Origin of the sequence: Pantoea nemavictus (assembly GCF_037479095.1) — a bacterium.
GTDB lineage: Bacteria > Pseudomonadota > Gammaproteobacteria > Enterobacterales > Enterobacteriaceae > Pantoea > Pantoea nemavictus.
The window spans coordinates 40,206-61,568 of the sequence record NZ_JBBGZW010000001.1 but is presented as its reverse complement, the minus strand read 5'-3'; the positions used below and the strand labels follow the sequence as shown (position 1 = coordinate 61,568).

22 protein-coding genes, 2 pseudogenes and 1 other annotated feature are annotated in these 21,363 nt (G+C 53.1%); of the genes and pseudogenes, 8 read left to right on the top strand and 16 right to left on the bottom strand.

Going from position 1 to position 21,363, the window contains the following annotated elements; translation table 11 throughout:
• Nucleotides 1-4: 4 nt before the first annotated feature.
• Nucleotides 5-1,024 (top strand): ABC transporter ATP-binding protein, encoded by a 1,020-nt coding sequence (gene oppD / locus WH298_RS00285; protein WP_007892382.1) that lies wholly within the window; start codon nucleotides 5-7, stop codon nucleotides 1,022-1,024.
• The gene (gene oppF, locus WH298_RS00280) at nucleotides 1,021-2,025 is read left to right on the top strand and encodes a murein tripeptide/oligopeptide ABC transporter ATP binding protein OppF (RefSeq protein WP_007892384.1); all 1,005 of its coding nucleotides are present in this window, start codon (nucleotides 1,021-1,023) and stop codon (nucleotides 2,023-2,025) included. The genes oppD and oppF overlap by 4 nt, the downstream gene beginning before the upstream one ends.
• Before the next feature lie 47 nt (nucleotides 2,026-2,072).
• Here the strand turns inward: oppF and WH298_RS00275 are convergent, their stop codons facing one another.
• Nucleotides 2,073-2,402: an HI1450 family dsDNA-mimic protein gene (locus WH298_RS00275; RefSeq protein WP_196761379.1), complete on the bottom strand. Its 330-nt coding sequence runs from the start codon at nucleotides 2,400-2,402 to the stop codon at nucleotides 2,073-2,075.
• A gap of 37 nt (nucleotides 2,403-2,439) precedes the next feature.
• A complete protein-coding gene (gene cls / locus WH298_RS00270; protein ID WP_007892388.1) occupies nucleotides 2,440-3,900 on the bottom strand; it encodes a cardiolipin synthase in 1,461 nt (486 codons plus the stop codon).
• Between the two features lie 162 nt (nucleotides 3,901-4,062).
• Here cls and WH298_RS00265 point away from each other — a divergent pair, with 162 nt between their 5' ends.
• On the top strand, nucleotides 4,063-4,236 hold the full coding sequence (locus tag WH298_RS00265) for a YciY family protein (RefSeq protein ID WP_007892390.1): 174 nt from the start codon (nucleotides 4,063-4,065) through the stop codon (nucleotides 4,234-4,236).
• Between the two features lie 193 nt (nucleotides 4,237-4,429).
• Here the strand turns inward: WH298_RS00265 and WH298_RS00260 are convergent, their stop codons facing one another.
• Nucleotides 4,430-4,726: a YciI family protein gene (locus tag WH298_RS00260; RefSeq protein ID WP_007892393.1), complete on the bottom strand. Its 297-nt coding sequence runs from the start codon at nucleotides 4,724-4,726 to the stop codon at nucleotides 4,430-4,432.
• Between the two features lie 204 nt (nucleotides 4,727-4,930).
• On the opposite strand from WH298_RS00260, the gene tonB reads away from it, so the two are divergent.
• Nucleotides 4,931-5,659, top strand: coding sequence for a TonB system transport protein TonB (gene tonB / locus WH298_RS00255; RefSeq protein ID WP_180821907.1), 729 nt, complete (start codon nucleotides 4,931-4,933; stop codon nucleotides 5,657-5,659).
• A gap of 53 nt (nucleotides 5,660-5,712) precedes the next feature.
• On the opposite strand, the gene yciA is transcribed toward tonB, so the two are convergent.
• From yciA to WH298_RS00235, 4 genes and pseudogenes are all read right to left on the bottom strand, one after another.
• Nucleotides 5,713-6,132, bottom strand: coding sequence for an acyl-CoA thioester hydrolase YciA (gene yciA, locus WH298_RS00250; protein WP_007892397.1), 420 nt, complete (start codon nucleotides 6,130-6,132; stop codon nucleotides 5,713-5,715).
• A 54-nt stretch (nucleotides 6,133-6,186) separates the two neighbouring features.
• The gene (locus WH298_RS00245) at nucleotides 6,187-6,726 is read right to left on the bottom strand and encodes a septation protein A (RefSeq protein WP_007892400.1); all 540 of its coding nucleotides are present in this window, start codon (nucleotides 6,724-6,726) and stop codon (nucleotides 6,187-6,189) included.
• Nucleotides 6,727-6,785: 59 nt separating this feature from the next.
• Entirely contained in the window at nucleotides 6,786-7,520 is a 735-nt protein-coding gene (locus WH298_RS00240) for a YciC family protein (RefSeq protein WP_049852189.1), read from the bottom strand.
• A 27-nt stretch (nucleotides 7,521-7,547) separates the two neighbouring features.
• A pseudogene (locus WH298_RS00235) lies at nucleotides 7,548-7,640 on the bottom strand (YkgJ family cysteine cluster protein); the annotation flags it as partial.
• Nucleotides 7,641-7,890: 250 nt separating this feature from the next.
• Between WH298_RS00235 and ompW the strand changes: the two are divergent.
• Nucleotides 7,891-8,526 carry an outer membrane protein OmpW gene (gene ompW, locus WH298_RS00230; RefSeq protein WP_180821906.1) on the top strand — a complete coding sequence of 212 codons (636 nt, stop codon included), beginning with the start codon at nucleotides 7,891-7,893 and terminating at the stop codon, nucleotides 8,524-8,526.
• 46 nt (nucleotides 8,527-8,572) lie between these two features.
• Here the strand turns inward: ompW and WH298_RS00225 are convergent, their stop codons facing one another.
• The 6 genes and pseudogenes from WH298_RS00225 to WH298_RS00200 form a co-directional block, all read right to left on the bottom strand.
• The gene (locus WH298_RS00225; protein WP_007892406.1) at nucleotides 8,573-8,887 is read right to left on the bottom strand and encodes a BON domain-containing protein; all 315 of its coding nucleotides are present in this window, start codon (nucleotides 8,885-8,887) and stop codon (nucleotides 8,573-8,575) included.
• Nucleotides 8,888-9,140: 253 nt separating this feature from the next.
• Nucleotides 9,141-9,944 carry a tryptophan synthase subunit alpha gene (trpA, locus tag WH298_RS00220; RefSeq protein WP_180821905.1) on the bottom strand — a complete coding sequence of 268 codons (804 nt, stop codon included), beginning with the start codon at nucleotides 9,942-9,944 and terminating at the stop codon, nucleotides 9,141-9,143.
• Nucleotides 9,944-11,137: a tryptophan synthase subunit beta gene (gene trpB / locus WH298_RS00215; RefSeq protein WP_007892408.1), complete on the bottom strand. Its 1,194-nt coding sequence runs from the start codon at nucleotides 11,135-11,137 to the stop codon at nucleotides 9,944-9,946. The genes trpA and trpB overlap by 1 nt, the downstream gene beginning before the upstream one ends.
• Nucleotides 11,138-11,183: 46 nt before the next feature.
• Entirely contained in the window at nucleotides 11,184-12,551 is a 1,368-nt protein-coding gene (gene trpCF / locus WH298_RS00210; RefSeq protein WP_191322130.1) for a bifunctional indole-3-glycerol-phosphate synthase TrpC/phosphoribosylanthranilate isomerase TrpF, read from the bottom strand.
• A 1-nt stretch (nucleotide 12,552) separates the two neighbouring features.
• Nucleotides 12,553-14,146, bottom strand: a pseudogene (gene trpD, locus WH298_RS00205) (bifunctional anthranilate synthase glutamate amidotransferase component TrpG/anthranilate phosphoribosyltransferase TrpD).
• Entirely contained in the window at nucleotides 14,146-15,708 is a 1,563-nt protein-coding gene (locus WH298_RS00200) for an anthranilate synthase component 1 (RefSeq protein WP_007892415.1), read from the bottom strand. The pseudogene trpD and the gene WH298_RS00200 overlap by 1 nt, the downstream one beginning before the upstream one ends.
• A gap of 23 nt (nucleotides 15,709-15,731) precedes the next feature.
• Nucleotides 15,732-15,836 (bottom strand) — a sequence feature (Trp leader region).
• A 154-nt stretch (nucleotides 15,837-15,990) separates the two neighbouring features.
• Here WH298_RS00200 and rnm point away from each other — a divergent pair.
• Together rnm and WH298_RS00190 are read left to right on the top strand one after the other, a co-directional pair.
• Nucleotides 15,991-16,875, top strand: coding sequence for an RNase RNM (gene rnm / locus WH298_RS00195; protein ID WP_180821904.1), 885 nt, complete (start codon nucleotides 15,991-15,993; stop codon nucleotides 16,873-16,875).
• 12 nt (nucleotides 16,876-16,887) lie between these two features.
• Nucleotides 16,888-17,508, top strand: a complete 621-nt coding sequence (locus WH298_RS00190) for an L-threonylcarbamoyladenylate synthase (RefSeq protein WP_007892417.1) — start codon at nucleotides 16,888-16,890, stop codon at nucleotides 17,506-17,508.
• On the opposite strand, the gene WH298_RS00185 is transcribed toward WH298_RS00190, so the two are convergent.
• Nucleotides 17,509-18,165 carry a serine protease gene (locus WH298_RS00185; protein WP_180821903.1) on the bottom strand — a complete coding sequence of 219 codons (657 nt, stop codon included), beginning with the start codon at nucleotides 18,163-18,165 and terminating at the stop codon, nucleotides 17,509-17,511. It abuts the gene before it with no gap.
• Nucleotides 18,166-18,982: 817 nt separating this feature from the next.
• Here WH298_RS00185 and rluB point away from each other — a divergent pair.
• Nucleotides 18,983-19,858 (top strand): 23S rRNA pseudouridine(2605) synthase RluB, encoded by an 876-nt coding sequence (rluB, locus tag WH298_RS00180; RefSeq protein ID WP_007892419.1) that lies wholly within the window; start codon nucleotides 18,983-18,985, stop codon nucleotides 19,856-19,858.
• A gap of 37 nt (nucleotides 19,859-19,895) precedes the next feature.
• Here rluB and cobO read toward each other — a convergent pair whose 3' ends face one another.
• Together cobO and WH298_RS00170 are read right to left on the bottom strand one after the other, a co-directional pair.
• A complete protein-coding gene (gene cobO / locus WH298_RS00175) occupies nucleotides 19,896-20,483 on the bottom strand; it encodes a cob(I)yrinic acid a,c-diamide adenosyltransferase (protein WP_180821902.1) in 588 nt (195 codons plus the stop codon).
• Nucleotides 20,480-21,244 (bottom strand): YciK family oxidoreductase, encoded by a 765-nt coding sequence (locus tag WH298_RS00170; RefSeq protein WP_180821901.1) that lies wholly within the window; start codon nucleotides 21,242-21,244, stop codon nucleotides 20,480-20,482. The genes cobO and WH298_RS00170 overlap by 4 nt, the downstream gene beginning before the upstream one ends.
• Between the last annotated feature and the right edge of the window lie 119 nt (nucleotides 21,245-21,363).

Here is a 21,363-nt window from a genome sequence, read left to right as displayed (position 1 = left end):
CCCGATGACCATTCATGAATTTCAGCCAGCAATGGCTGCGCGTGCGGGAAACAGTAACCTGCTGCTTGATGTGAAAGATCTGCGCGTCACCTTTAGTACCCACGACGGTGATGTCACTGCTGTGAACGACCTCAATTTTTCACTGCATGCGGGTGAAACACTGGGCATAGTCGGTGAGTCCGGATCGGGTAAATCACAAACCGCGTTTGCCTTGATGGGCCTGCTGGCAAAAAATGGTCGCATTGGTGGTTCAGCTAAGTTCAACGGCGCGGAGATCCTTAATCTGCCGGAGAGCAAGCTGAACAAACTGCGTGCCGAGCAAATTGCGATGATTTTCCAGGACCCGATGACCTCGCTCAATCCTTACATGCGTGTCGGCGAGCAGTTAATGGAAGTGCTGAAGCTGCATAAAGGGATGAACAGCGCACAGGCGTTTGAAGAATCGGTGCGTATGCTGGATGCCGTAAAAATGCCGGAAGCGCGTAAGCGCATGAAGATGTTCCCGCACGAGTTCTCCGGCGGTATGCGCCAGCGTGTGATGATCGCCATGGCGCTGCTGTGTCGCCCGAAACTGTTGATTGCCGATGAACCCACCACGGCGCTCGACGTCACCGTGCAGGCGCAGATCATGACGTTGTTAAATGAACTGAAGCGTGAGTTCAATACTGCGATTGTGATGATTACCCACGATCTTGGGGTGGTTGCGGGTATCTGTGACAAAGTTCTGGTGATGTACGCCGGTCGTACCATGGAGTACGGTCGCGCACGCGATGTGTTCTATCAGCCTGCGCATCCTTATTCCATTGGGCTGTTAAGCGCGGTACCGCGTCTGGATGCCGAAGAAGGTGAGTCACTGACCACCATTCCAGGTAACCCGCCAAACTTGCTGCGCTTACCGCAAGGCTGTCCGTTCCAGCCTCGTTGCGCCTACGCCATGGACATCTGTTCCAAGGCACCGCCGCTGGAGCCTTTTGCTGAAGGTCGTCTGCGTGCCTGCTTCAAGCCGGTGGAGGAATTAGTATGAGCACCGTAGTTGAAGAGAAAAAAGTTCTGCTGGAGATCGCCGATCTCAAAGTGCATTTCGAGATTAAAGATGGCAAACAGTGGTTCTGGCAACCGCCACACACCCTGAAAGCGGTGGATGGTGTCAGCCTGCGTCTGTACGAAGGTGAAACGCTCGGTGTCGTCGGTGAATCGGGCTGCGGTAAATCGACGCTGGCGCGCGCTATCATTGGGCTGGTGAAAGCCACTGAAGGACGCGTTGCCTGGTTAGGACGCGATCTGCTGGGACAAAGCCAGGAAGAGTGGCGCCAGGCACGCAGCGACATCCAGATGATCTTCCAGGATCCGCTGGCGTCGCTGAATCCGCGTATGACCATCGGCGATATCATCGCTGAACCGCTGCGCACCTATTATCCGAAGATGCCGCGCCAGGACGTGAAGGATAAGGTGAAAACCATGATGATGAAGGTTGGGCTGCTGCCAAACCTCATCAACCGTTATCCGCATGAGTTCTCTGGCGGTCAGTGTCAGCGTATTGGTATTGCGCGTGCACTGATTCTCGAACCGAAGTTAATAATCTGTGATGAGCCGGTATCAGCGCTGGACGTGTCGATTCAGGCGCAGGTGGTTAACCTGCTGCAGAAGTTACAGCGCGAAATGGGGCTGTCGTTGATCTTTATCGCGCACGACCTGGCGGTGGTGAAACACATCTCCGATCGCGTGCTGGTTATGTATCTCGGTCATGCGGTTGAGCTGGGTACTTACGATGCGGTGTATAACAATCCGCAGCATCCCTATACTCGTGCGCTGATGTCAGCCGTGCCCATTCCCGACCCGGATCTGGAGAAGAACAAGCAGATTCAGCTGCTGGAAGGGGAGTTGCCGTCGCCGATTAATCCGCCATCGGGATGTGTGTTCCGTACGCGTTGTCCGATTGCCGGACCAGAGTGCGCCAAAACGCGACCGCTGCTGGAAGGCAGCTTCCGCCACGCGGTATCGTGCTTAAAAGTCGATCCACTCTAAAACAAAACGCCGGGCAAATGCCCGGCGTTTTTTCTCTCAGTCGTCGCTTACTCGCGCCAAAGGATATGGCAGAGTTTATGATCTTTTTCACGGCACAGCAGAACACGCGCAAACACATCGGTAATCGGCTCGCCGTCAGCTTCACCTAATCCAATCACCACTTCAGCGAAGAAGTCAGGGTTAAGATCAAAATCGACATGTTCCTGCCAGTCTTCTGCAGGATCGAACAGTTCTGCGCCACCGCGCTCTTCAAACTGCAAATTAAAGAGAATAATGTCAGCGGGATCGAGGTTGTCGCCAGCCAGCTCAAGAAAAATATCGTAAGCCTGCTCCAGCGTTTCATCTTCAGTAAGGCGATTATTTAAATCCATGGTCATTCCTGCTTGCCGTGAGGCGGTAATATTTTCGCTCGTTTTACAGTAAAGGACTAAAGAAGTAAAACAGTCGTTCAACTATGCGTTGCCACCAGGCACGTTTCGCCCAGCGCGCACCATCCAGCAAGCGTGAGCGAGCGATATAATCATCTTGTACGGTGGCGAGATCGCTGCCGAAGCCGTCATCATCAACCACCAGTGTGATCTCAAAATTAAGCCACAGGCTGCGCATATCCAGGTTGACGGTGCCGACCAAACTCAGTTGCCCATCAACCAGCACGCTCTTGGTATGCAGCAAGCCATCTTCAAATTGATAGATTTTTACGCCGGCTTCCAGTAGTTCGGTAAAGAAGGCACGGCTTGCCCAGCCCACCAGCAGCGAATCATTGTGGCGTGGCACAATGATGCTAACTTCCACCCCGCGCAAGGCAGCGGTACAGATAGCATGCAGCAGGTCATCACTCGGTACAAAGTAGGGCGTCGTCATGATCAGCTGCTCACGCGCCGAATAAACCGCCGTGAGCAATGCCTGATGAATCATATCTTCCGGGAAGCCGGGGCCGGATGCGATCACCTGAATGGTATGGCCGCTCTCCTGCTCGAACGGCATCACATTGCCATCTGGTGCTGGCGGCAGAATGCGTTTACCGGTTTCAATCTCCCAGTCACAGGCATACACAATGCCCATTGTGGTCGCGACCGGACCTTCCATGCGTGCCATCAAGTCAATCCATTGGCCAACGCCCGCTTCCTGTTTGAAAAAGCGCGGATCGACCAGGTTCATACTGCCGGTGTAGGCGATGTAATTATCAATTAACACCACTTTACGGTGCTGCCGTAAATCCATGCGGCGCAGGAACACACGCAGCAAGCTGACCTGTAGCGCTTCAACCACATCAATGCCCGCATTACGCATCATATTGACCCACGGACTGCGGAAGAAGGTGACGCTGCCTGCTGAGTCCAGCATTAAGCGGCAATGCACGCCACGGCGCGAGGCTGCCATCAGCGATTCCGCAACCTCATCGGCTAATCCACCGGGATGCCAGATATAGAACACCATCTCAATATTGTGGCGAGCCAGTTGGATATCACGAATTAATGCGTGCATGACGTCGTCGGCGTTGGTCAGTAGCTGTAGCTGGTTACCTTTAACACCCGCGATGCCCTGACGATGACGACACAAATCAAATAACGAACGCGCGACATCACTGTGTTCAGTAGCGAAAATATGGCGGCACTGTTTAAGATCGTTCAGCCATTTAGCGGTGGAAGGCCACATGGTTCGCGCGCGTTCGGCGCGTCGTTTGCCCAAATGCAGCTCTCCAAATGAGAGATACGCGATTATACCCACCAGCGGCAGTATGTAGATGATCAGCAACCAGGCCATTGCTGAGGTGACCGCACGACGTTTCATCAGAATTCGTAGCGTGACACCCGCAATCAGCAGCCAGTAACCAAACAGCAGCAACCAACTGATAAGGGTATAAAATGTGGTCATTAAGTGGACGTCCTGTTCGCGCTTTGTTGTGCAAAGTTTACGTGCTGATCACAGGTAGTGAAACCTTTAATCGTGAATGACGTTTCGATGAAGCTTTCGATTTGGCATTTGCTAACAGATCTTTATAATGCCTGCCGAGTTTAGCCGGTCTGAGAGGGTGTGATGAGACGCAGCAAAAATGAAGTGGCGCGCTGGAGAATGTTACGTCAGGTACACCGTCGTCGTTCTCGCTGGCTGGAAGGGCAATCGCGTCGTTATAAACGCATCCATACTATTCGTCATCAGGTGGCGCAGCAGCATCGCCGCTCCATCCTGTTTATCTCACAAATGGTGTGATTAACCTGCGCGGCCATCAAGCGCCGGCGCGTAGCACCAGCAGGACGTTGACCATCTGTACCGCTGCTGCCAGCACAATCATCATGACAATTTGCTGCCGAGCGTGGCGCCAGCTATGCCGGCGCCATACAACAAGTGCTCTGCCGATGAGTGCTAAAGCAAGCACCAGCAGTAAAACGGACTGCCACATAGATCAGAAGACGCGTTTGAACGGCTTAACCGCGACTTTCTCATACACACCTGCGGCAATATAAGGATCATCCTTGGCCCATGATTCCGCCACTTCCAGTGACGAGAATTCGGCAATGATCACCGAACCGGTGAAACCCGCCGGGCCAGGATCGTTACTGTCAACCGCTGGCAGCGGGCCCGCAGCAATCAGTCGACCTTCATCTTGCAACAGCTTTAAACGAGCAAGATGTGCGGGACGTACCGAATTGCGTTTTTCCAGTGAATCAGCGGTATCTTCCGCATAAATGACGTAAAGCACGATGGGATACTCCCGTTAGACTTGCCGAAATTGCGTGACACGTTAAGTGATCGTTAATCAGAGTGCAAACGAAAGATAAATACGCTGTCATTCAGCGCAATCAGCGTTAAAAAAGCCCTTTCTGACGGCGCTTGCACATCGCTTATTGAAACTGATTGCTATTTGCATTTAAAATCTGCGCTTCACTCAATGAACATGAATGATATGACCACGTTGACTACGCCTTTGCCTACACGTACCCCCATCGCTGTAATTTTATCCGTGGTACTTCACGGTTCGTTGATTGCTGGCATTCTCTATGCATCGTTTCATCAGGTAATTGAAGTTCCAAAAGCATCGCAGCCCATCAGCGTTTCGCTGGTGGCGCCTGAAGTGCAACCCGAGCCCGCTCCAGCGGAGGTGACGCCACCGCCGCCAGAACCTGAGCCGGAGCCAGAAGTTGCGCCTGAGCCACCTAAGGTTGAGCCGGTGCCGATTCCTAAACCGGAACCCAAGCCGAAGCCTAAGCCTAAACCGAAGCCAAAGGTTGAGAAGAAGCCGGAGCCAAAACCGCGTCAGGAAGTGAAGCCGCAGGAAAATCCGGTGAAACAGGAAGCGCCAACCACGCAAACGCGCCCAACTACCGCGCCAAAAGCCAATCCGACCGCTACCCCCAGCGTTTCCGATGGGCCGAAGGCAATGAACGTCAGCAAGCCTGCGTACCCAGCGCGTGCGTTTGCGCTCCGGGTTGAAGGGCGTGTGCGTGTACAGTTTGATGTGGATAGCGATGGACGTGTTGATAACGTCGAGATCCTCTCTGCCGAACCGCGCAATATGTTCGAGCGGGAGGTTAAGCAGGCGATGAAGAAATGGCGCTATCAACCGGGGCGTCCTGGCAAGAATTTAACGATGAATATCGTGTTCCGCATCAATGGCGGCGCCAATATCGAATAAGCGTAGGCAGAGAATGGGCAAAAAAAAGCGGTCAACTGACCGCTTTTTCTGCGTTATAGATCACTCAAATTACTTCTGCCGGGCGGCAACGGGCGCGATTGACCGGTATTGTCGACCGCCACGTAAACAAACACGGCTTCAGTTGCGCAGTACGTTTGACCGATGGGTTCGGACGAGACTTTCTTAATCCACACTTCTACATTTATGGTCATTGAGCTGTTGCCAGTGCGAATGCAGCGGGCGTAACAGCTCACTACATCACCAACCGCCACCGGCTTCAGGAAGGTCATTCCATCCACGCGCACGGTGACTACCCGACCTTCGGCAATTTCTTTGGCCTTAATCGCGCCACCCATGTCCATCTGCGACATCAGCCAACCACCAAAGATGTCACCGTTAGCATTGGTATCCGCCGGCATTGCCAGGGTACGCAGCACCATTTCGCCTTGCGGCGACTTATGTTTTTCGTCCATTGCTCAGTTCTTCTGCAGGTGAAGAGAAGCCCGACGATGTCGGGCGGAGTGTTATTATTTTTGTTCTTGTTGCGGCATCTGTCGCCAGATATAAACGCCGCTTAACAGGGTGAAGAGTAGAGTCAGGCCGGTCAGACCGAACACCTTAAAGTTAACCCAAAACTCTTGCGATAACCAAAATGCAACATAAATATTTGCCAGGCCGCAGGCGAGGAAGAAGATGGCCCAGGCAACGTTGAGGTTACGCCAAACGCCTGATGGCAGCTGCAGCTCTTTACCCAACATGGTTTGAATCAGCGGCTGCTTCATAAACCACTGGCTATATAGCAGCGCCACCGCGAACAGAGAATAAATTACCGTCACTTTCCATTTGATGAACTCATCGTTATGGAACACCAACGTCAGCGTGCCAAATACCGCAACCAGCACAAAGGTGAAAATGGTCATCTTTTCCAGCTTGCGGTAAAGCACCCAACTGACGACCAGCGCCAGGCCGGTGGCGACAATTAGCGCGCCGGATGCCACAAAGATGTCGTACAGCTTGTAGAAGATGAAGAAAACCACCAGGGGAAGAAAATCGAGTAACTGCTTCATAGCGTTTCCAATTAGGGCAGGAGCGTACAGTTATGGCGCTCAGATGAGCGCCATAACGATTAACGTAACAGCATATACAGCCGGTACAGATAAATAATCAGCACAGCAGAGACCAGATTACCCAGTGCATTCAATACCACGGAGGCGATGTTAGCGGGCAGTACCGTCAGCGATGAAAAGAAGAACATCAACACAATCTTCGCCAGCAGCCATAACACAATCGCAGGCGCAATCACCTTAATATTCTTCCAGGCGAGGCGCATGCTAGCGCGCATGGCACCTATTACACCGAGCTTCTCATTAGCAAGAATCACTGGCGCCAGCGAAAACAGAATCGCCAGAATTACGCCTGGCACCATCAGCACCATAAAGCCCAGTTGCACCAGCAGGGTGATCAGGAAAGTTTGCAGCAGCAGCTTTGGCAGCATGGGTGCTGAAGCACCGATAGCGCGCAGCGCGCTGACGCGTTGTCCGCCTGACACCATCGGGATCAGCATTAGCATGCCGCCCAGCAGCAGCGTGTTACCAATCAACGCGGCAAATGTGCCTGCAGCAGAAGCGCGCAGCAGAATACGTTGCTGATCCGGCGACATATTTTGTACCAGCTCAAACAGCGATGATGCGCTGTCATCGGACTGGCTCAACAATGATAACTGGTCTTCACCTGGCGTTAACGCGTGGCCGACGATCACAGTAATGAACGACGTCAGCAGCGCCAGCAGTAAAATAGTAACCAACTGATGGCGCAAAAAATTTCCTGTGTCACGGTATAACGAGCTTGCCGTGATAGACATGTAAACTCCTTGAAAGAACCGGATTAATTAACCCGGCGATTGTACATGTTCTACTGGCGTGCTGGCACCCGCATTGCGATAACTTTCTGTCATCTCTGGTAAAGAAGGGTGAAAAAACGCAGTAAATGCGCAGCATGTTGGGGTTGCTAACGGATGCCGCGCTCATCCTATGCTGAAAATGCAAACTCATTTCAGTTTGAAACCTTCACAGCAAGATTACAAATTCACCGCGCAGGGCCAAAATTGATCTGAATCAATCCATTGTTTTTTAAGTAGTTAATTTGAAATGATGCAGATGATCTTTTAGCTAAAAAGAGGTAGATCTTGGGCCGCAAATAATATTGAGACCCTACTTTTTCGCAAAGGAGTGATGATGAAACTGGCAAAATGTGCACTGCTGATATCCCTGGCAATCCCACAACTGGCACTGGCTCATGAAGCGGGTGATTTTTTTATGCGCGCGGGTAGCGCCACCGTACGTCCGACCGAAGGCTCTGATAATGTGCTGGGTATGGGCGGCTTTAACGTCAGCAACGATACGCAGCTGGGGTTGACCTTTACTTATATGGCGACGGACAACATCGGCGTTGAGCTGCTGGCAGCCACGCCGTTCCGTCATAAAGTCGGCCTCGGTGCAACCGGTAATCTGGCCACCGTGCGCCAGCTGCCACCAACACTAATGGCGCAGTATTATTTCCTCGACAGTAAAAGCAAAGCGCGTCCATATGTGGGCGTCGGTATTAACTACACCACTTTCTATGATGCCAAATTCAATCAGACGGGCGAGGATGCCGGTTTAAGCGATCTGAGCGTCAAAGATTCATGGGGCATGGCGGGACAGGTGGGGCTGGATTATCAAATCAACCGCGACTGGATGCTGAATGCATCGCTGTGGTACATGGACATTGATACAGAAGTGAAATTCAAAGCGAACGGTGAGCAGCAGAACATCAACACACGTATCGATCCGTGGGTGTTCTTCTTCGGCGCGGGATATCGTTTCTAACTTACGTTTAGAAAGGATGCGGGCGACCAAAAGGTCGCCCGTTGTGTTATTTAATCTGCATGTTGTTGACCACAGATTTCACGCCAGCCACGCTACGCGTTACAGAAACTGCGCGATTAGCCATCTGCGGTGAACTTACAAAACCACTCAGCTGCACTTTACCCTTAAAGGTTTCCACGTTGATCTCGGTGGATTTCAGCGCTTCGTCATTCAAAAGCTGAGCCTTAACCTTGGTGGTTACAACGGTATCGTCGATGTATCCGCCTGTGCCTTCTTTGGTTGCTGTTGGAGCACATGCGCTAAGTGTCAGCGCCATTACTGCAGCCATCATAATTCCTGCAACGACTTTAAAAAAATTCATTGATTATCTCCCTGTCTTAGATGATGTTTCGCCGCAATGGGGCGGCGCAGTTAATTGTGGTCTGGCGTTGCGAAATCGGCAAATCGCCGTGAGTGAAAAAGATGAAAAACTTCTGATTTTTGCCACTTATTGATCCAATCGTAGTGATTGCGGCGCAGGGAAGGCTGAGAGTGCCAGCGAAAATGAGGAGGGAAAGGTTTGTGGCGATAAAAAAGGCCTTATCCGCGTCGGCGAAAAAGGCCTTGAAGGATTTTTAGCGGGTGGCTGCTTTCAGGTTGCTAACAAAAGCTTTCAGTTCGCTAAGCAGCGTGGTCGGATCATTCTGGTTACGCTCAATGATCTTCACAATCGCAGAACCCGAAATCGCACCGGTCGCGCCTGCAGCAATCGCCTCTTTTACCTGGCCGGGTTCAGAGATGCCAAAGCCCTGCAGCGGCGGCGCAGCATTGAACTCACGTAACTTTTCAATCAGGTGATGCAGCGGCAGACTGGCGCGATTCTCCGAACCGGTTACACCGGCCCGAGACAGCAGATAGGTATAACCGCGACCCTTTGCAGCGATCTCACGCAGCAGCTCATCGTCGGCATTTGGCGGACAGATAAAGATCGGTGCCACATTATGGCGCATCGCGGCCTGACGGAACGGCGCGGACTCTTCCAGCGGCACATCAGCAACCAGCACCGAATCGACACCCACCGCTTCACACTGTGCATAAAAGTTGTCAATACCTTTGCTGAACACCAGATTGGCATACATCAGCAGGCCAATTGGCAGATCGGGGTATTTCTGACGAACGGTCGCGAGGATTTCAAAACACTGCGCCACGGTGGTGCCCGAAGCAAAGGCGCGTAGCGTTGCACCCTGAATGGTAGGGCCATCGGCCAGCGGATCTGAGAACGGGATGCCGAGCTCTAACGCATCAGCACCACCTGCCACTAAGGTATCAATGATTTTCAGCGACAGTTCAGGTGAAGGATCGCCGAGGGTGACGAAGGGGACAAACGCGCCTTCTTGCTGCGCCGACAGACGTTGAAACAGCTGGTTATAACGCTCCATCAGATCTCTCCCTTGGCTTTCAAAATATCGTGAACGGTGAAGATGTCTTTGTCGCCGCGACCGGAGAGGTTAACCACCAGTAGCTGCTCTTTTTCGGGATTCTCACGAATCATTTTCAGTGCGTGTGCTAGCGCGTGTGAGGATTCGAGCGCAGGGATAATCCCTTCCGCGCGACACAGCTCTTTAAAGGCGCTCAGCGCTTCGTCATCAGTAATTGAGACATATTCAGCGCGGCCGATGCTGTTCAGATGCGCGTGCTGTGGACCGACTGATGGGAAGTCCAGACCCGCAGAAATCGAGTAAGACTCTTCAATCTGGCCCTCTTCGGTCTGCATCATCGGTGCTTTCATCCCGAAGTAGATGCCTACGCGACCATGTTTCAGTGGCGCACCGTGTTCACCGGTTTCAATGCCGTGACCAGCAGGCTCTACGCCGATCAGACCCACGCTCTCTTCTTCGATAAAATCAGCAAACATGCCGATAGCGTTCGAACCGCCGCCTACGCAGGCTAACACCGCATCTGGCAGACGACCTTCGCGCTCCAGAATCTGCGCTTTCGTCTCTTCGCCAATCATGCGCTGGAATTCACGCACAATGGTCGGGAACGGATGCGGGCCAGCCGCAGTGCCGAGCATATAGTGCGCGGTTTCATAGCTGCCAGACCAGTCGCGCAACGCTTCATTACAGGCATCTTTCAGCGTAGCGGAGCCGCTATGTACCGGAATCACTTCTGCGCCCATCAAACGCATACGGAATACGTTGGGTGACTGACGTTCGACATCTTTCGCGCCCATATAGATGCGGCATTTCATACCGAGCAGTGCGCAGGCTAACGCCGAGGCCACGCCGTGCTGACCTGCGCCGGTTTCGGCGATAATCTCATTTTTGCCCATACGCTTGGCCAATAGCGCCTGACCGAGCACCTGGTTGGTTTTGTGCGCGCCGCCGTGCAGCAGATCTTCACGCTTCAAATACAGGCGGGTTTTAGTGCCTTTGGTCAGGTTGCTGCACAGCGTTAACGCAGTTGGGCGTCCTGCGTAGTTCTTCAGCAGGTCAGTAAACTCGGCCTGAAATTCAGGATCGCGCTGTGCTTCAACAAAGGCGTTTTCCAGCTGGCGCAGGGCTGGCATCAGGATTTGCGGCACATATTGGCCGCCAAACTCGCCAAAATAGGGATTCAATAACGTGGTCATTTCTTCATCTTCCTTATTCGGCCCGCACGCTGGCGGGCAAGCGAAATTAATAGGCGCGCAGCGTGCGGAATACCGCCGCGACTTTGCTGGCATCTTTAATGCCTGGCGCAGACTCTACGCCGGAGTTGAAATCAAGGCCGGCACAGCCTTGCTGCGCGGCTTCGACACAGTTATCTGCGCTTAGGCCACCGGCCAGCAGCACGTTGCTCAAATCCTGGCCTTGCAGCAGGGACCAATCGAAACGCTGGCCGGTACCGCCCTGACCGTTATCTAATACGTAGCGATCAACATGTGGCCAGTCGCGTGCAGGTAAGTGATCTTTGATGCTCAACGCTTTCCAGATTTTTATTTCTGCTGGCAATGCCTGACGCAGTTCCGCGACGAACGCCTGGTCTTCATCGCCGTGCAGCTGAACCGCCGCCAATGTTAGTGTCGTGGCTTTGGTGACAACGTCACTTATGCTGCTATTGCGGAAAACACCCACATACTTCAGCGGAGCGGCAGCCTGCACCTCTTGTGCCTGTTGACTGCTGATTTTACGCGGCGAGCCTTCGGCGAAGATCAGCCCACCGTAAATGGCGCCGGCTTCGTGCGCAGCAAGCGCATCTTCGGCGCGGGTTAAACCGCAAACCTTATTATCACCCAGCAGCACGCGACGCACGCCAGCGGTCAGGTCAGCTTCTTCCATCAATGCGGATCCAATCAGGAAACCATTGGCAAAATGACTTAATTCGCGCACTTGCGCATAGTTATGAATGCCCGATTCACTGATCACGGTGACGCCATGGCCGAGGCGCGGCGCCAGCTGACGTGTGCGGTTCAGGTCGATAGACAGGTCTCGCAGGTCGCGGTTGTTAATGCCAACTACTTTGGCTTCCAGCGCAATGGCGCGCTCCAGCTCTTCTTCATTACTCACTTCGGTTAGCACGCCCATTTTCAGGCTGTGTGCCACGGCGGCGAGTTGACGATACTGTTCATCGTCCAGTACCGATAACATCAGCAGAATGGCATCCGCCTGGTAATGGCGTGCTAAGTAAATCTGATAAGGATCGATGATAAAGTCTTTGCACAGTACCGGTTGAGTGATAGCGGCGCTGACGATCGGCAGGAACGCAAAATCGCCCTGAAAGTATTTTTCATCGGTTAACACCGAAACCGCAGAAGCGTAATGACGATAAACCCCAGCGATGGTCGCGGGATCGAAATCCTCGCGAATTAGCCCTTTAGAGGGTGAGGCTTTTTTGCATTCCAGGATGAATACGGTGCGCGAGCCACGCAACGCATCGTAAAAATGGCGTGCCGCAGGTTGCAAATCGTTCTGGAAGGTTGCCAGCGGCTGCTGAGCCTGACGCGCTTCAACCCAAACGGCTTTGTCTTGTACGATTTTCTCTAAAACAGTGCCCTTAATGCTCATCTCATCCTCTCGCTGCCAGAGCAACAACGCGCTCATAAGCCTGTCCGCTGCGAATGGCAGCGATGGCACGCTCTGCGTTGTCGCGCAAATCTTCATTTCCGAATACTTTCAGCAACATTGCGACGTTCACCGCAACGGCCTGCTCATGGGCGGGCTGGCCTTTACCCTGGAGTAAACGGGTCAGAATGTCACGGTTTTCTTCCGGGGTGCCGCCCGCCAGCGCTTCTTTATCGTGGAAACCAAAACCAAAGTCTTCGGGTGTCAGCTGATATCCGGTGATTTCACCATCGCGCAGCTCTGCCACTTGAGTAGGGCTGTGCAATGCAACTTCATCCATTCCGCCACCGTGTACCACCGCCGCGCGTTGGTAACCCAACACTTTCAGCGTTTGTGCAATCGGTAAAACCAATTCCGGGCTGTATACGCCAATCACTGCCAGCGGTGGACGCGCGGGATTAATCAGTGGACCCAGTACGTTAAACAGCGTGCGCGTCTTCAGCTGTTGACGTACCGGCATGGCGTGACGAAAACCGCTGTGATACTGCGGTGCAAACAGGAAGCAGACGTTGAGATCGTCCAGCGCCTTGCGTGCTTGCTCTGCCGGCATATCCAGATTGATGCCAAACGCCGCCAGCAGATCGGAAGATCCCGATTTACTCGAGACGCTGCGGTTGCCGTGTTTCGCCACTTTTAAGCCGCAGGTCGCCGCGACAAAAGCGCTGGCGGTGGAAATATTAATGCTATTACTGCCGTCGCCGCCGGTACCGACGATATCGGCAAAGGTGTAATCCGGGCGCGGAAACGGCTTAGCGTCTTCCAGCAGTGCAGAAGCGGCACCGGCAATTTCCTCCGGACGCTCGCCACGCACTTTCATGGCAATCAACGCGGCAGCGAGCTGTGTCGGCTCCAACTGGCCTTTAATAATGGCGCTAAACAGCTGGTGGCTCTCTCCCTGGCTGAGGGTTTCTGATTGATAAAGTTTTTCCAGAATAGTTTGCATCATAATCTCCCTATTATTTCGCCAGCGCCCAGGCCAACGTCTGTTCTAATAAACGCGCGCCCTGAGTGGTGAGAATGGATTCGGGGTGGAACTGGAAGCCACATACCCGGTCGGCATCATGGCGTACGGCCATCACCATGCCGTTGTAGCTGGCGTTAACGGTTAACTCTGCGGGCGTATTACTGCCTACCAGCGAGTGATAGCGTGCCACTGGCAGCGGATTGCTGAGTCCGGCAAACATGCCTTCGCCGTCATGAGTAATAGAAGACGCTTTTCCGTGCAGGATTTCGCCAGCCTGGCCAACATGACCGCCATAAGCTTCAACGATTGCCTGATGACCGAGACAAATACCGATAATCGGCAGACGACCGCGCAGCGCTTGCAGCAGGTCGGGCATGCAACCGGCATCTTTCGGGGCGCCCGGACCTGGCGACAGCATCAGAATCGGATTTTCCATCTGCTGCAGGCGTTCGATCAGTACGTCAGCGGGCACATTGTTGCGGTAAATCACCACGTTATGGCCGAAGGTACGCAGCTGATCAACGAGGTTATAAGTAAAGGAGTCGATGTTATCGAGCAGCAGGATATCGGCCATCAGAAAATCTCCTTGCAGTGATGGGCTGTTGCGATGGCACGTAATACCGCACGCGCTTTGTTGCGGCTCTCGTCCGCTTCGGCCTGAGGCTGAGAATCGAGTACCACACCGGCACCGGCTTGCACGGTAGCCACGCCGTCTTCGACCCAGGCGGAACGGATCACGATGCAGGTATCGAGGTCGCCGTTGGCCGTGAAGTAACCCACGGCGCCGCCGTAGCTGCCGCGACGTGTGCCTTCTTTCTCGGCGATTAGCTGCATTGCGCGCACTTTCGGCGCGCCGCTCAGCGTACCCATGTTCATGCAGGCGCGATAGGCATGCAGCACATCGAGGTCTTCACGCAGCGTGCCCACCACGCGTGACACCAAATGCATCACAAACGAGTAGCGGTCAACCTTCGTCAGATCAGCAACGTAGCGGCTACCGGGTACACAGATGCGTGCCAAATCGTTGCGCGCTAAATCGACCAGCATTAGGTGCTCCGCCATCTCTTTATGGTCAGTACGCATTTCAAGTTCGATACGGCTGTCGAGATCGCGGTCCAGCGATCCATCGGCATGGCGACCGCGAGGGCGCGTACCGGCAATCGGGTAGATCTCAATCTGACGCGAGGTAGCGTCATATTTCAGCGAGCTTTCCGGCGACGCGCCAAACAGGGCGAAATCCTGGTCCTGCATAAAGAACATGTAAGGACTCGGGTTGCTGTTTTTCAGCGTGTCATATGCGGCCAATGGTGAAGGGCACGGCAGCGAGAAGCGACGTGAAGGTACCACCTGGAAGATTTCACCGATGCGAATCGCTTCCTGCATCTCACGCACTACGCTGCAATACTCTTCGTCGCTCTGGCTGGTGCTCAGCGCCATCTGCTCCACGCGCTGAACGGGCAGTGCGGGCGCCGCCTGGGTCATTTGACCGCGCAGTTGTTCAATGCGGCCTTGCAGACGCTGGAACTCGCTGGTAGATGGAGTGAACAAACTGGCCTGCAGGCGCGCGCTGCGCTGCTGGTGGTCGATCACCAATAAGGTTTCAGCCAGATAGAAGCAGTAATCCGGGCAGCGCTGTTCGTTGCGCAGTTCTGGCAGATCTTCAAATCCCGCCACTAAGTCATAGGCAAAAAGGCCACCCAGCAACATCGCTTCGCGCTCTTCTTCTGGGCTGTTAACCAGTTGCGGAATCAGGCGCAGGGCATCAAATACTGAGAGTGCTTTCAGGCGTGAATCTTCATCTTGTAGACCCTGTGGCTGAGTGAAATGCAGCTCGCGGCCATCAGGACGTACTTCAATACGTACGTCAGATGGCAGCGCTTCATCCAGCAGCGGCAAGATAGCGCGACCATTTTCGGATAACGCTTTGAGGGTAACGACATTGCCCAGCGCACTGACGCGCAGCGCGCTATCGACGATGAGCAGACTTTTCAGGTTTTGTTTGCTGTCGATATCCGCAGATTCAAGCAGCAGAGTTGCTGGACGTGCGCCGCATAACTGATGAAACACTGCGGCCGGATCTTCGCGGTAGGGCGCGGTACCGGTTATCAACTTCAATGTAGGTTTCGCAATAGCCATAATGGATTCTCTGAATTTCGCTCAAAAAAAAGCCCGCTCGGTGGCGGGCTCAGGTATCTGCACAGCGGTTACGCAAGTTGTGCACGACGACGTCGCCCGTTAAAGGGATCATCGCGCCACCAACCAGTTAAATGCGTACCCAAAATAGCCATGATTAAATACCCGTTACGTGTGAACTTGTGTACTAGTTAACTGGTTCGGGCGAAAAAAGTCAATACCCTTTTTCAGCCCAAGGCAAAATCGTTATCATGCCTGCCAGTTTATGCCGTTGCTGGAGTTCTCTTGTCAGACATTGCTCGTTTTCCCCTTTACGATTTACATAGCCACACGTTGGCTTCAGACGGCCTATTGACGCCTACCGCGCTGGTGCAACGTGCGGTTGAAATGAAAGTCGGTGTGCTGGCTATTACCGATCACGACACGGTGGCGGGGGTAGCAGAGGCGCAGGCAGCGGCAGTGACCCAGGATCTGCCAATCCGCGTGCTGGCCGGTTTAGAAGCCTCCACCTTATGGGAAAATCACGAAATCCATATTGTGGGGCTGAATGTGGATTGCCAGCACCCCGCGCTGACAGCATTTCTTGCGCATCAGCATCAGTGTCGCCTCGACCGTGCACAGCAGATTGCCGAACGCCTTGAGCGCGCGCGTATTTCCGATGCGCTGACTGGCGCGCAGCGTTTGGCGCAGGGTGGCCTGATTACTCGCGGCCATTTTGCCCGTTATCTGGTAGAAATCGGCAAAGCCGACAATATGGCGCAGGTCTTCAAGAATTATCTGGCGCGCGGGAAAACCGGCTACGTGCCTCCGCAATGGTGTACAATTAAACAAGCCATTGATGCCATTCATCATTCTGGCGGCTATGCCGTTTTAGCGCACCCTGGTCGTTATGGCTTGTCGGCGAAATGGTTAAAGCGGCTGATTGCGCATTTTGCTGAAGTGGGCGGTGATGCGATGGAAGTCGCGCAGTGCCAGCAAGCGCCGAACGAGCGCACGCAGTTGGCAACCTATGCGCGCGATAATCAGTTAGCAGGGTCGCAAGGATCAGATTTTCACCAACCTTGTCCGTGGATAGAGCTGGGACGTAAATTATGGCTACCGGGTGGCGTAGAGCCGGTTTGGGAACGGTTCCCGGAGTTGGCGCCCAGCGTTGCTGTTGCAGACAGGTGATATGAGGTTTTTATGAGTCAATACTTTCACATTCATCCCGACAATCCGCAGCCGCGCCTGGTTAATCAGGCGGTCGATTATCTGAACAAAGGCAGCGTGATTGTGTATCCAACCGATTCTGGCTACGCGCTGGGCTGTCGGCTGGAAGAGAAAAATGCCATGGAGCGCATTTGTCGTATTCGCCAACTGGATGGTAATCACAACTTTACGTTGATGTGTCGCGATCTGTCAGAACTGTCGACTTATGCGCAGGTGGATAACTCTGCGTTTCGTATCCTGAAAAACAATACGCCAGGCAACTACACCTTCATTTTGAAGGCGACAAAAGAGGTGCCGCGTCGATTGATGAATGACAAACGTAAAACCATCGGGCTGCGCGTGCCATCAAATCCTGTCGCGCTAGCGCTGCTGGAGCGTTTGAATGAGCCGATGATGTCGACTTCACTGATGTTGCCGGGCAACGACTTTACGGAGTCCGATCCCGAAGAGATTCAATACAGCATTGGCAAGCTGGTGGATCTGATCATCGATGGTGGCACGCTAGGACAGCAGCCGACTACGGTGATCGATCTCACCAGCGATGCGCCGGTAGTAGTGCGTGAAGGCGTCGGTGACACGCGCCCGTTCCAGTAATCATGCATGGTCAGGCGTGGCGTTCAGCGTCTGACCGATATTTGATTGCAGCCATGTTTTGAAATCTCCGTACGGAATATACAGAGAGACATCTTTTAAGATGACTTTCTTACTGCGCACATTTGAAATTTCGTGACTGTAACCGACAATAACACCACCAATAGTTTGGTCAGCATTATATACCGCACCACCTGACATACCTTGCACTACGCCCGCATTGGATGCCATTGCCATGCAGGGTTTTTTATTCCACTTATTGGTGATAGCCGTGCGCGCCAAATTAACGCCGCTCGATTCCACCGGCATGGCGGAAATAAAGCTATAACCGTACATCTTAATCGGTTCGCCCACAGCGCCGCTGCGGAATTTAGCCAGCGTTTCCGGACTGTTTTTATGATAGATAATCGCGACGTCGCAATAAGGGTGATAAGCCTTCACGCGTTGAACGGCGGTTTTCGCTACGTGAGCCGCTGTCAGACTATATTCTGGCGTCAGAGGAATGGTTGTGCCGAGGATGCCCAAACCTAATACAGTCGGGATGCCTGTCACGCTCATATCAACGTGTTGCATCGCAGTACGGCTGTACTCAGTATGGCCCACAGAACAACCGCTCAGTGCCAGCGCCGCAAGCGCAGGCCAAAGCAGAGAGGTTTTCATGGCAGTGATCTTCATTAAAGCATGTCACTAAAATCCCTGGTGAAGACTTTCGACATGCGAATTAAATTCATTCCATAAATGAATAAACGCGTTAATTCCCGCACGCGCCGGTTTATATTATCAGTGAAATTACACAGTGTTCGTTAATGACTTGTTATCAAAACGAAGGTGATTCGTAAGCGTAAGATTTTTTATAAATGCGACACACTGGATTTCAGGCTTAAATTTTACACAGTTTTTTTATCAGAACAATTCATCAAATTTAATCTTAATCAATAAATACAAAAATACAGACTTAATCCAACCTTTAGAGCCAATACGCTATAAATTTAGATTTGATATTAGATTGAAACCCATTTAAGTCTGTTATTTGGAGTTTTGTGCTGTTTTGTTGTTTTTATCTGGATTTAACGTTTGTAGTATTCCAGAAGCGTGGCGAGCTCTGCTATCCACTTAGTCTTGCATGACGCTAATGTATCATGCAGCTAATATTGATGCATTTATAGGGCACAGAAGGTTAGGAGCAAATGAAAATAATTCAGACACTTGGCGGCGATGCGCGGGATAGCAATGGAGGAGATCTATCAATCTGCTGAATGTTTCATCCACTGGCACGGCAAGGGGCGTTTTTGTCAGGCCAACTATTATCGGCAGCAAAGGAAAAGGTGTTAACAAAACTTGCGTTAGTGTAAAATCGCGGGCCGCCTGAGATTGCATAAGCGATGCACAGCGGTAACAGATTCTGATATGGGAATTGGTAATCCCTGTATCGCACCTCTTCTTACCACGACGCCTGGGAAGGCGACAACGAGGCTCCATGAGCGAAAAATTACAGAAAGTTTTAGCGCGCGCCGGTCACGGTTCGCGTCGCGAAATCGAAACCATGATTTCAGCCGGGCGCGTTAGCGTTGACGGCAAACTGGCGACGCTTGGCGATCGCATCGAAAGTGATAAATCACTGAAAATCCGTATTGATGGTCATCTGGTTTCCATCGCTGAATCGGCGACCGAAGTGTGCCGCGTGTTGGCGTATTACAAACCGGAGGGTGAACTCTGCACACGCAACGATCCAGAAGGGCGTCCAACCGTCTTTGATCGTCTGCCGCGTCTGCGTGGTTCACGCTGGATTGCCGTTGGTCGTCTGGATGTGAATACCTGCGGCCTGATGCTGTTCACCACCGATGGTGAACTGGCCAATCGCCTGATGCATCCAAGCCGCGAAGTTGAGCGTGAATATGCGGTGCGTGTGTTTGGTGAAGTGGATGACGACAAAATCCGTCAGCTGAGTAAAGGCGTGCAGTTGGAAGATGGTCCAGCTTCCTTTAAAACGATCAAGTTTGCTGGCGGTGAAGGTATCAACCAGTGGTATAACGTGACGCTGACGGAAGGACGCAACCGCGAAGTGCGTCGTCTGTGGGAAGCGGTTGGCGTGCAGGTGAGCCGCCTGATGCGTGTGCGCTACGGTGACATCCAATTGCCGAAAGGCCTGCCACGCGGCGGCTGGATAGAGATGGAGTTACCGGCGGTAAACTATTTGCGTACTTTAGTCAGTATGCCGGAAGAGACCGTGACCAAAGTGGCGGTTGAGAAAGATCGTCGTCGCACCAAGGCTAACCAGATTCGTCGTGCGGTAAAACGTCACGGTGTGGTGAGTAACAATCCGCGTCGCAATACTACTAAACGCGGTTCCTGATGCGATGACTGACGCCGCGTTCTGCGGCGTCAGCCTATTACCAATCAATTCCTTGCTGTGCCTGAATTCCCGCATCAAACGCATGTTTCACCGGACGTATTTCCGTCACAGTATCCGCCAGATCCAGCAATCTACGATGGCAACCACGACCAGTTACAATCACGCTCTGCTGCGCGGGACGTTGTGCTAGCGCCTGCACCAATTCATCTAAATCCAGATAATCCATGCTCACCATGTAGGTGATTTCATCGAGGATCACCAGATCGATGCTTTCATCCGCTAACATGCGTCGCGCCTGCTGCCACACCAGCTGGCAAGCGGCAGTGTCGGTCTCGCGGTTTTGCGTATCCCAGGTAAACCCGGTGGACATCACCTGAAACTCGACGCCGTGCTGCTCCAGTAAGTTGCGTTCTCCATTTGGCCATTCGCCTTTAATAAACTGTACCGCCGCCACTTTTTTACCGTGCCCGCAGGCGCGCAGTGCGGTGCCAAAGGCGGCGGTAGTTTTACCTTTACCGTTGCCGGTGAACACCATCAATATGCCGCGCGTCTCGGTGGCGGCGGCGATACGGGCATCCACCTGTTCTTTGAGGCGTTGCTGGCGCTGCTGATGGCGATCGCTCATGCGGTTGCCGGCCCCGCTTTGCGTCCCGGCTGCGCATCAAAGCTGGTGCCCGTTTTACGACGACTGTCGCCGCCCATTAAATAGAGATACAACGGCATTAAATCAGCCGGTGTTTTAAGCAAGTTCGCATCCTCTTCCGGGAAGGCACTGGCGCGCATTTTGGTGCGTGTGCCGCCAGGATTAATGCAGTTGACTCGCAGATGACGATTTTTATATTCATCGGCCAACACCTGCATCATGCCTTCAGTCGCAAATTTTGAAACCGCATAAGCGCCCCAGCCAGCACGTCCAGTGCGACCCACGCTTGACGTGGTAAAGACCAGCGAACCTGCATCCGATTTCAACAGCAGCGGCAGCAGCGCCTGGGTTAAATAGAAGGTGGCATCAAGGTTAATCTGCATCACATCACGCCAGATTTGAGGATCAAGCTCCTCCAGCGGCACAATCTCACCGAGAATGCCGGCATTGTGCAGCACGCCATCCAGGCGCGGTACCAACGCAGCGACCTGTTCGGCCAACTGCTGACAGCTTGCAGGCGTGGCGTCGGCAAAATCCAATAACAGTGAGGCAGCAGGCTGCTTATTCAATTGATTAATGGCCTGTTCGGTTTGCTGCAGCGTCTGCGGATTGCGTCCCAACAGAATGACGCGCGCGCCATAACGCGCATAAGTCAGCGCCGCTTCACGGCCAATGCCGTCGGAAGCGCCAGTGACGAGGATAATGCGATTTTCCAGCAGATCGCTTTTCGGTTGATAATGCACAGCGATGTCCTTTGCTCAGGTCAGAAGGTTTTTGGCTTTATGCCTTAAATTGCCGCCCGGTGCAATCGCTCAGGCTCGCATTCTGTGCCGCCTGCGGGCATTTCACGCGACGACAACGT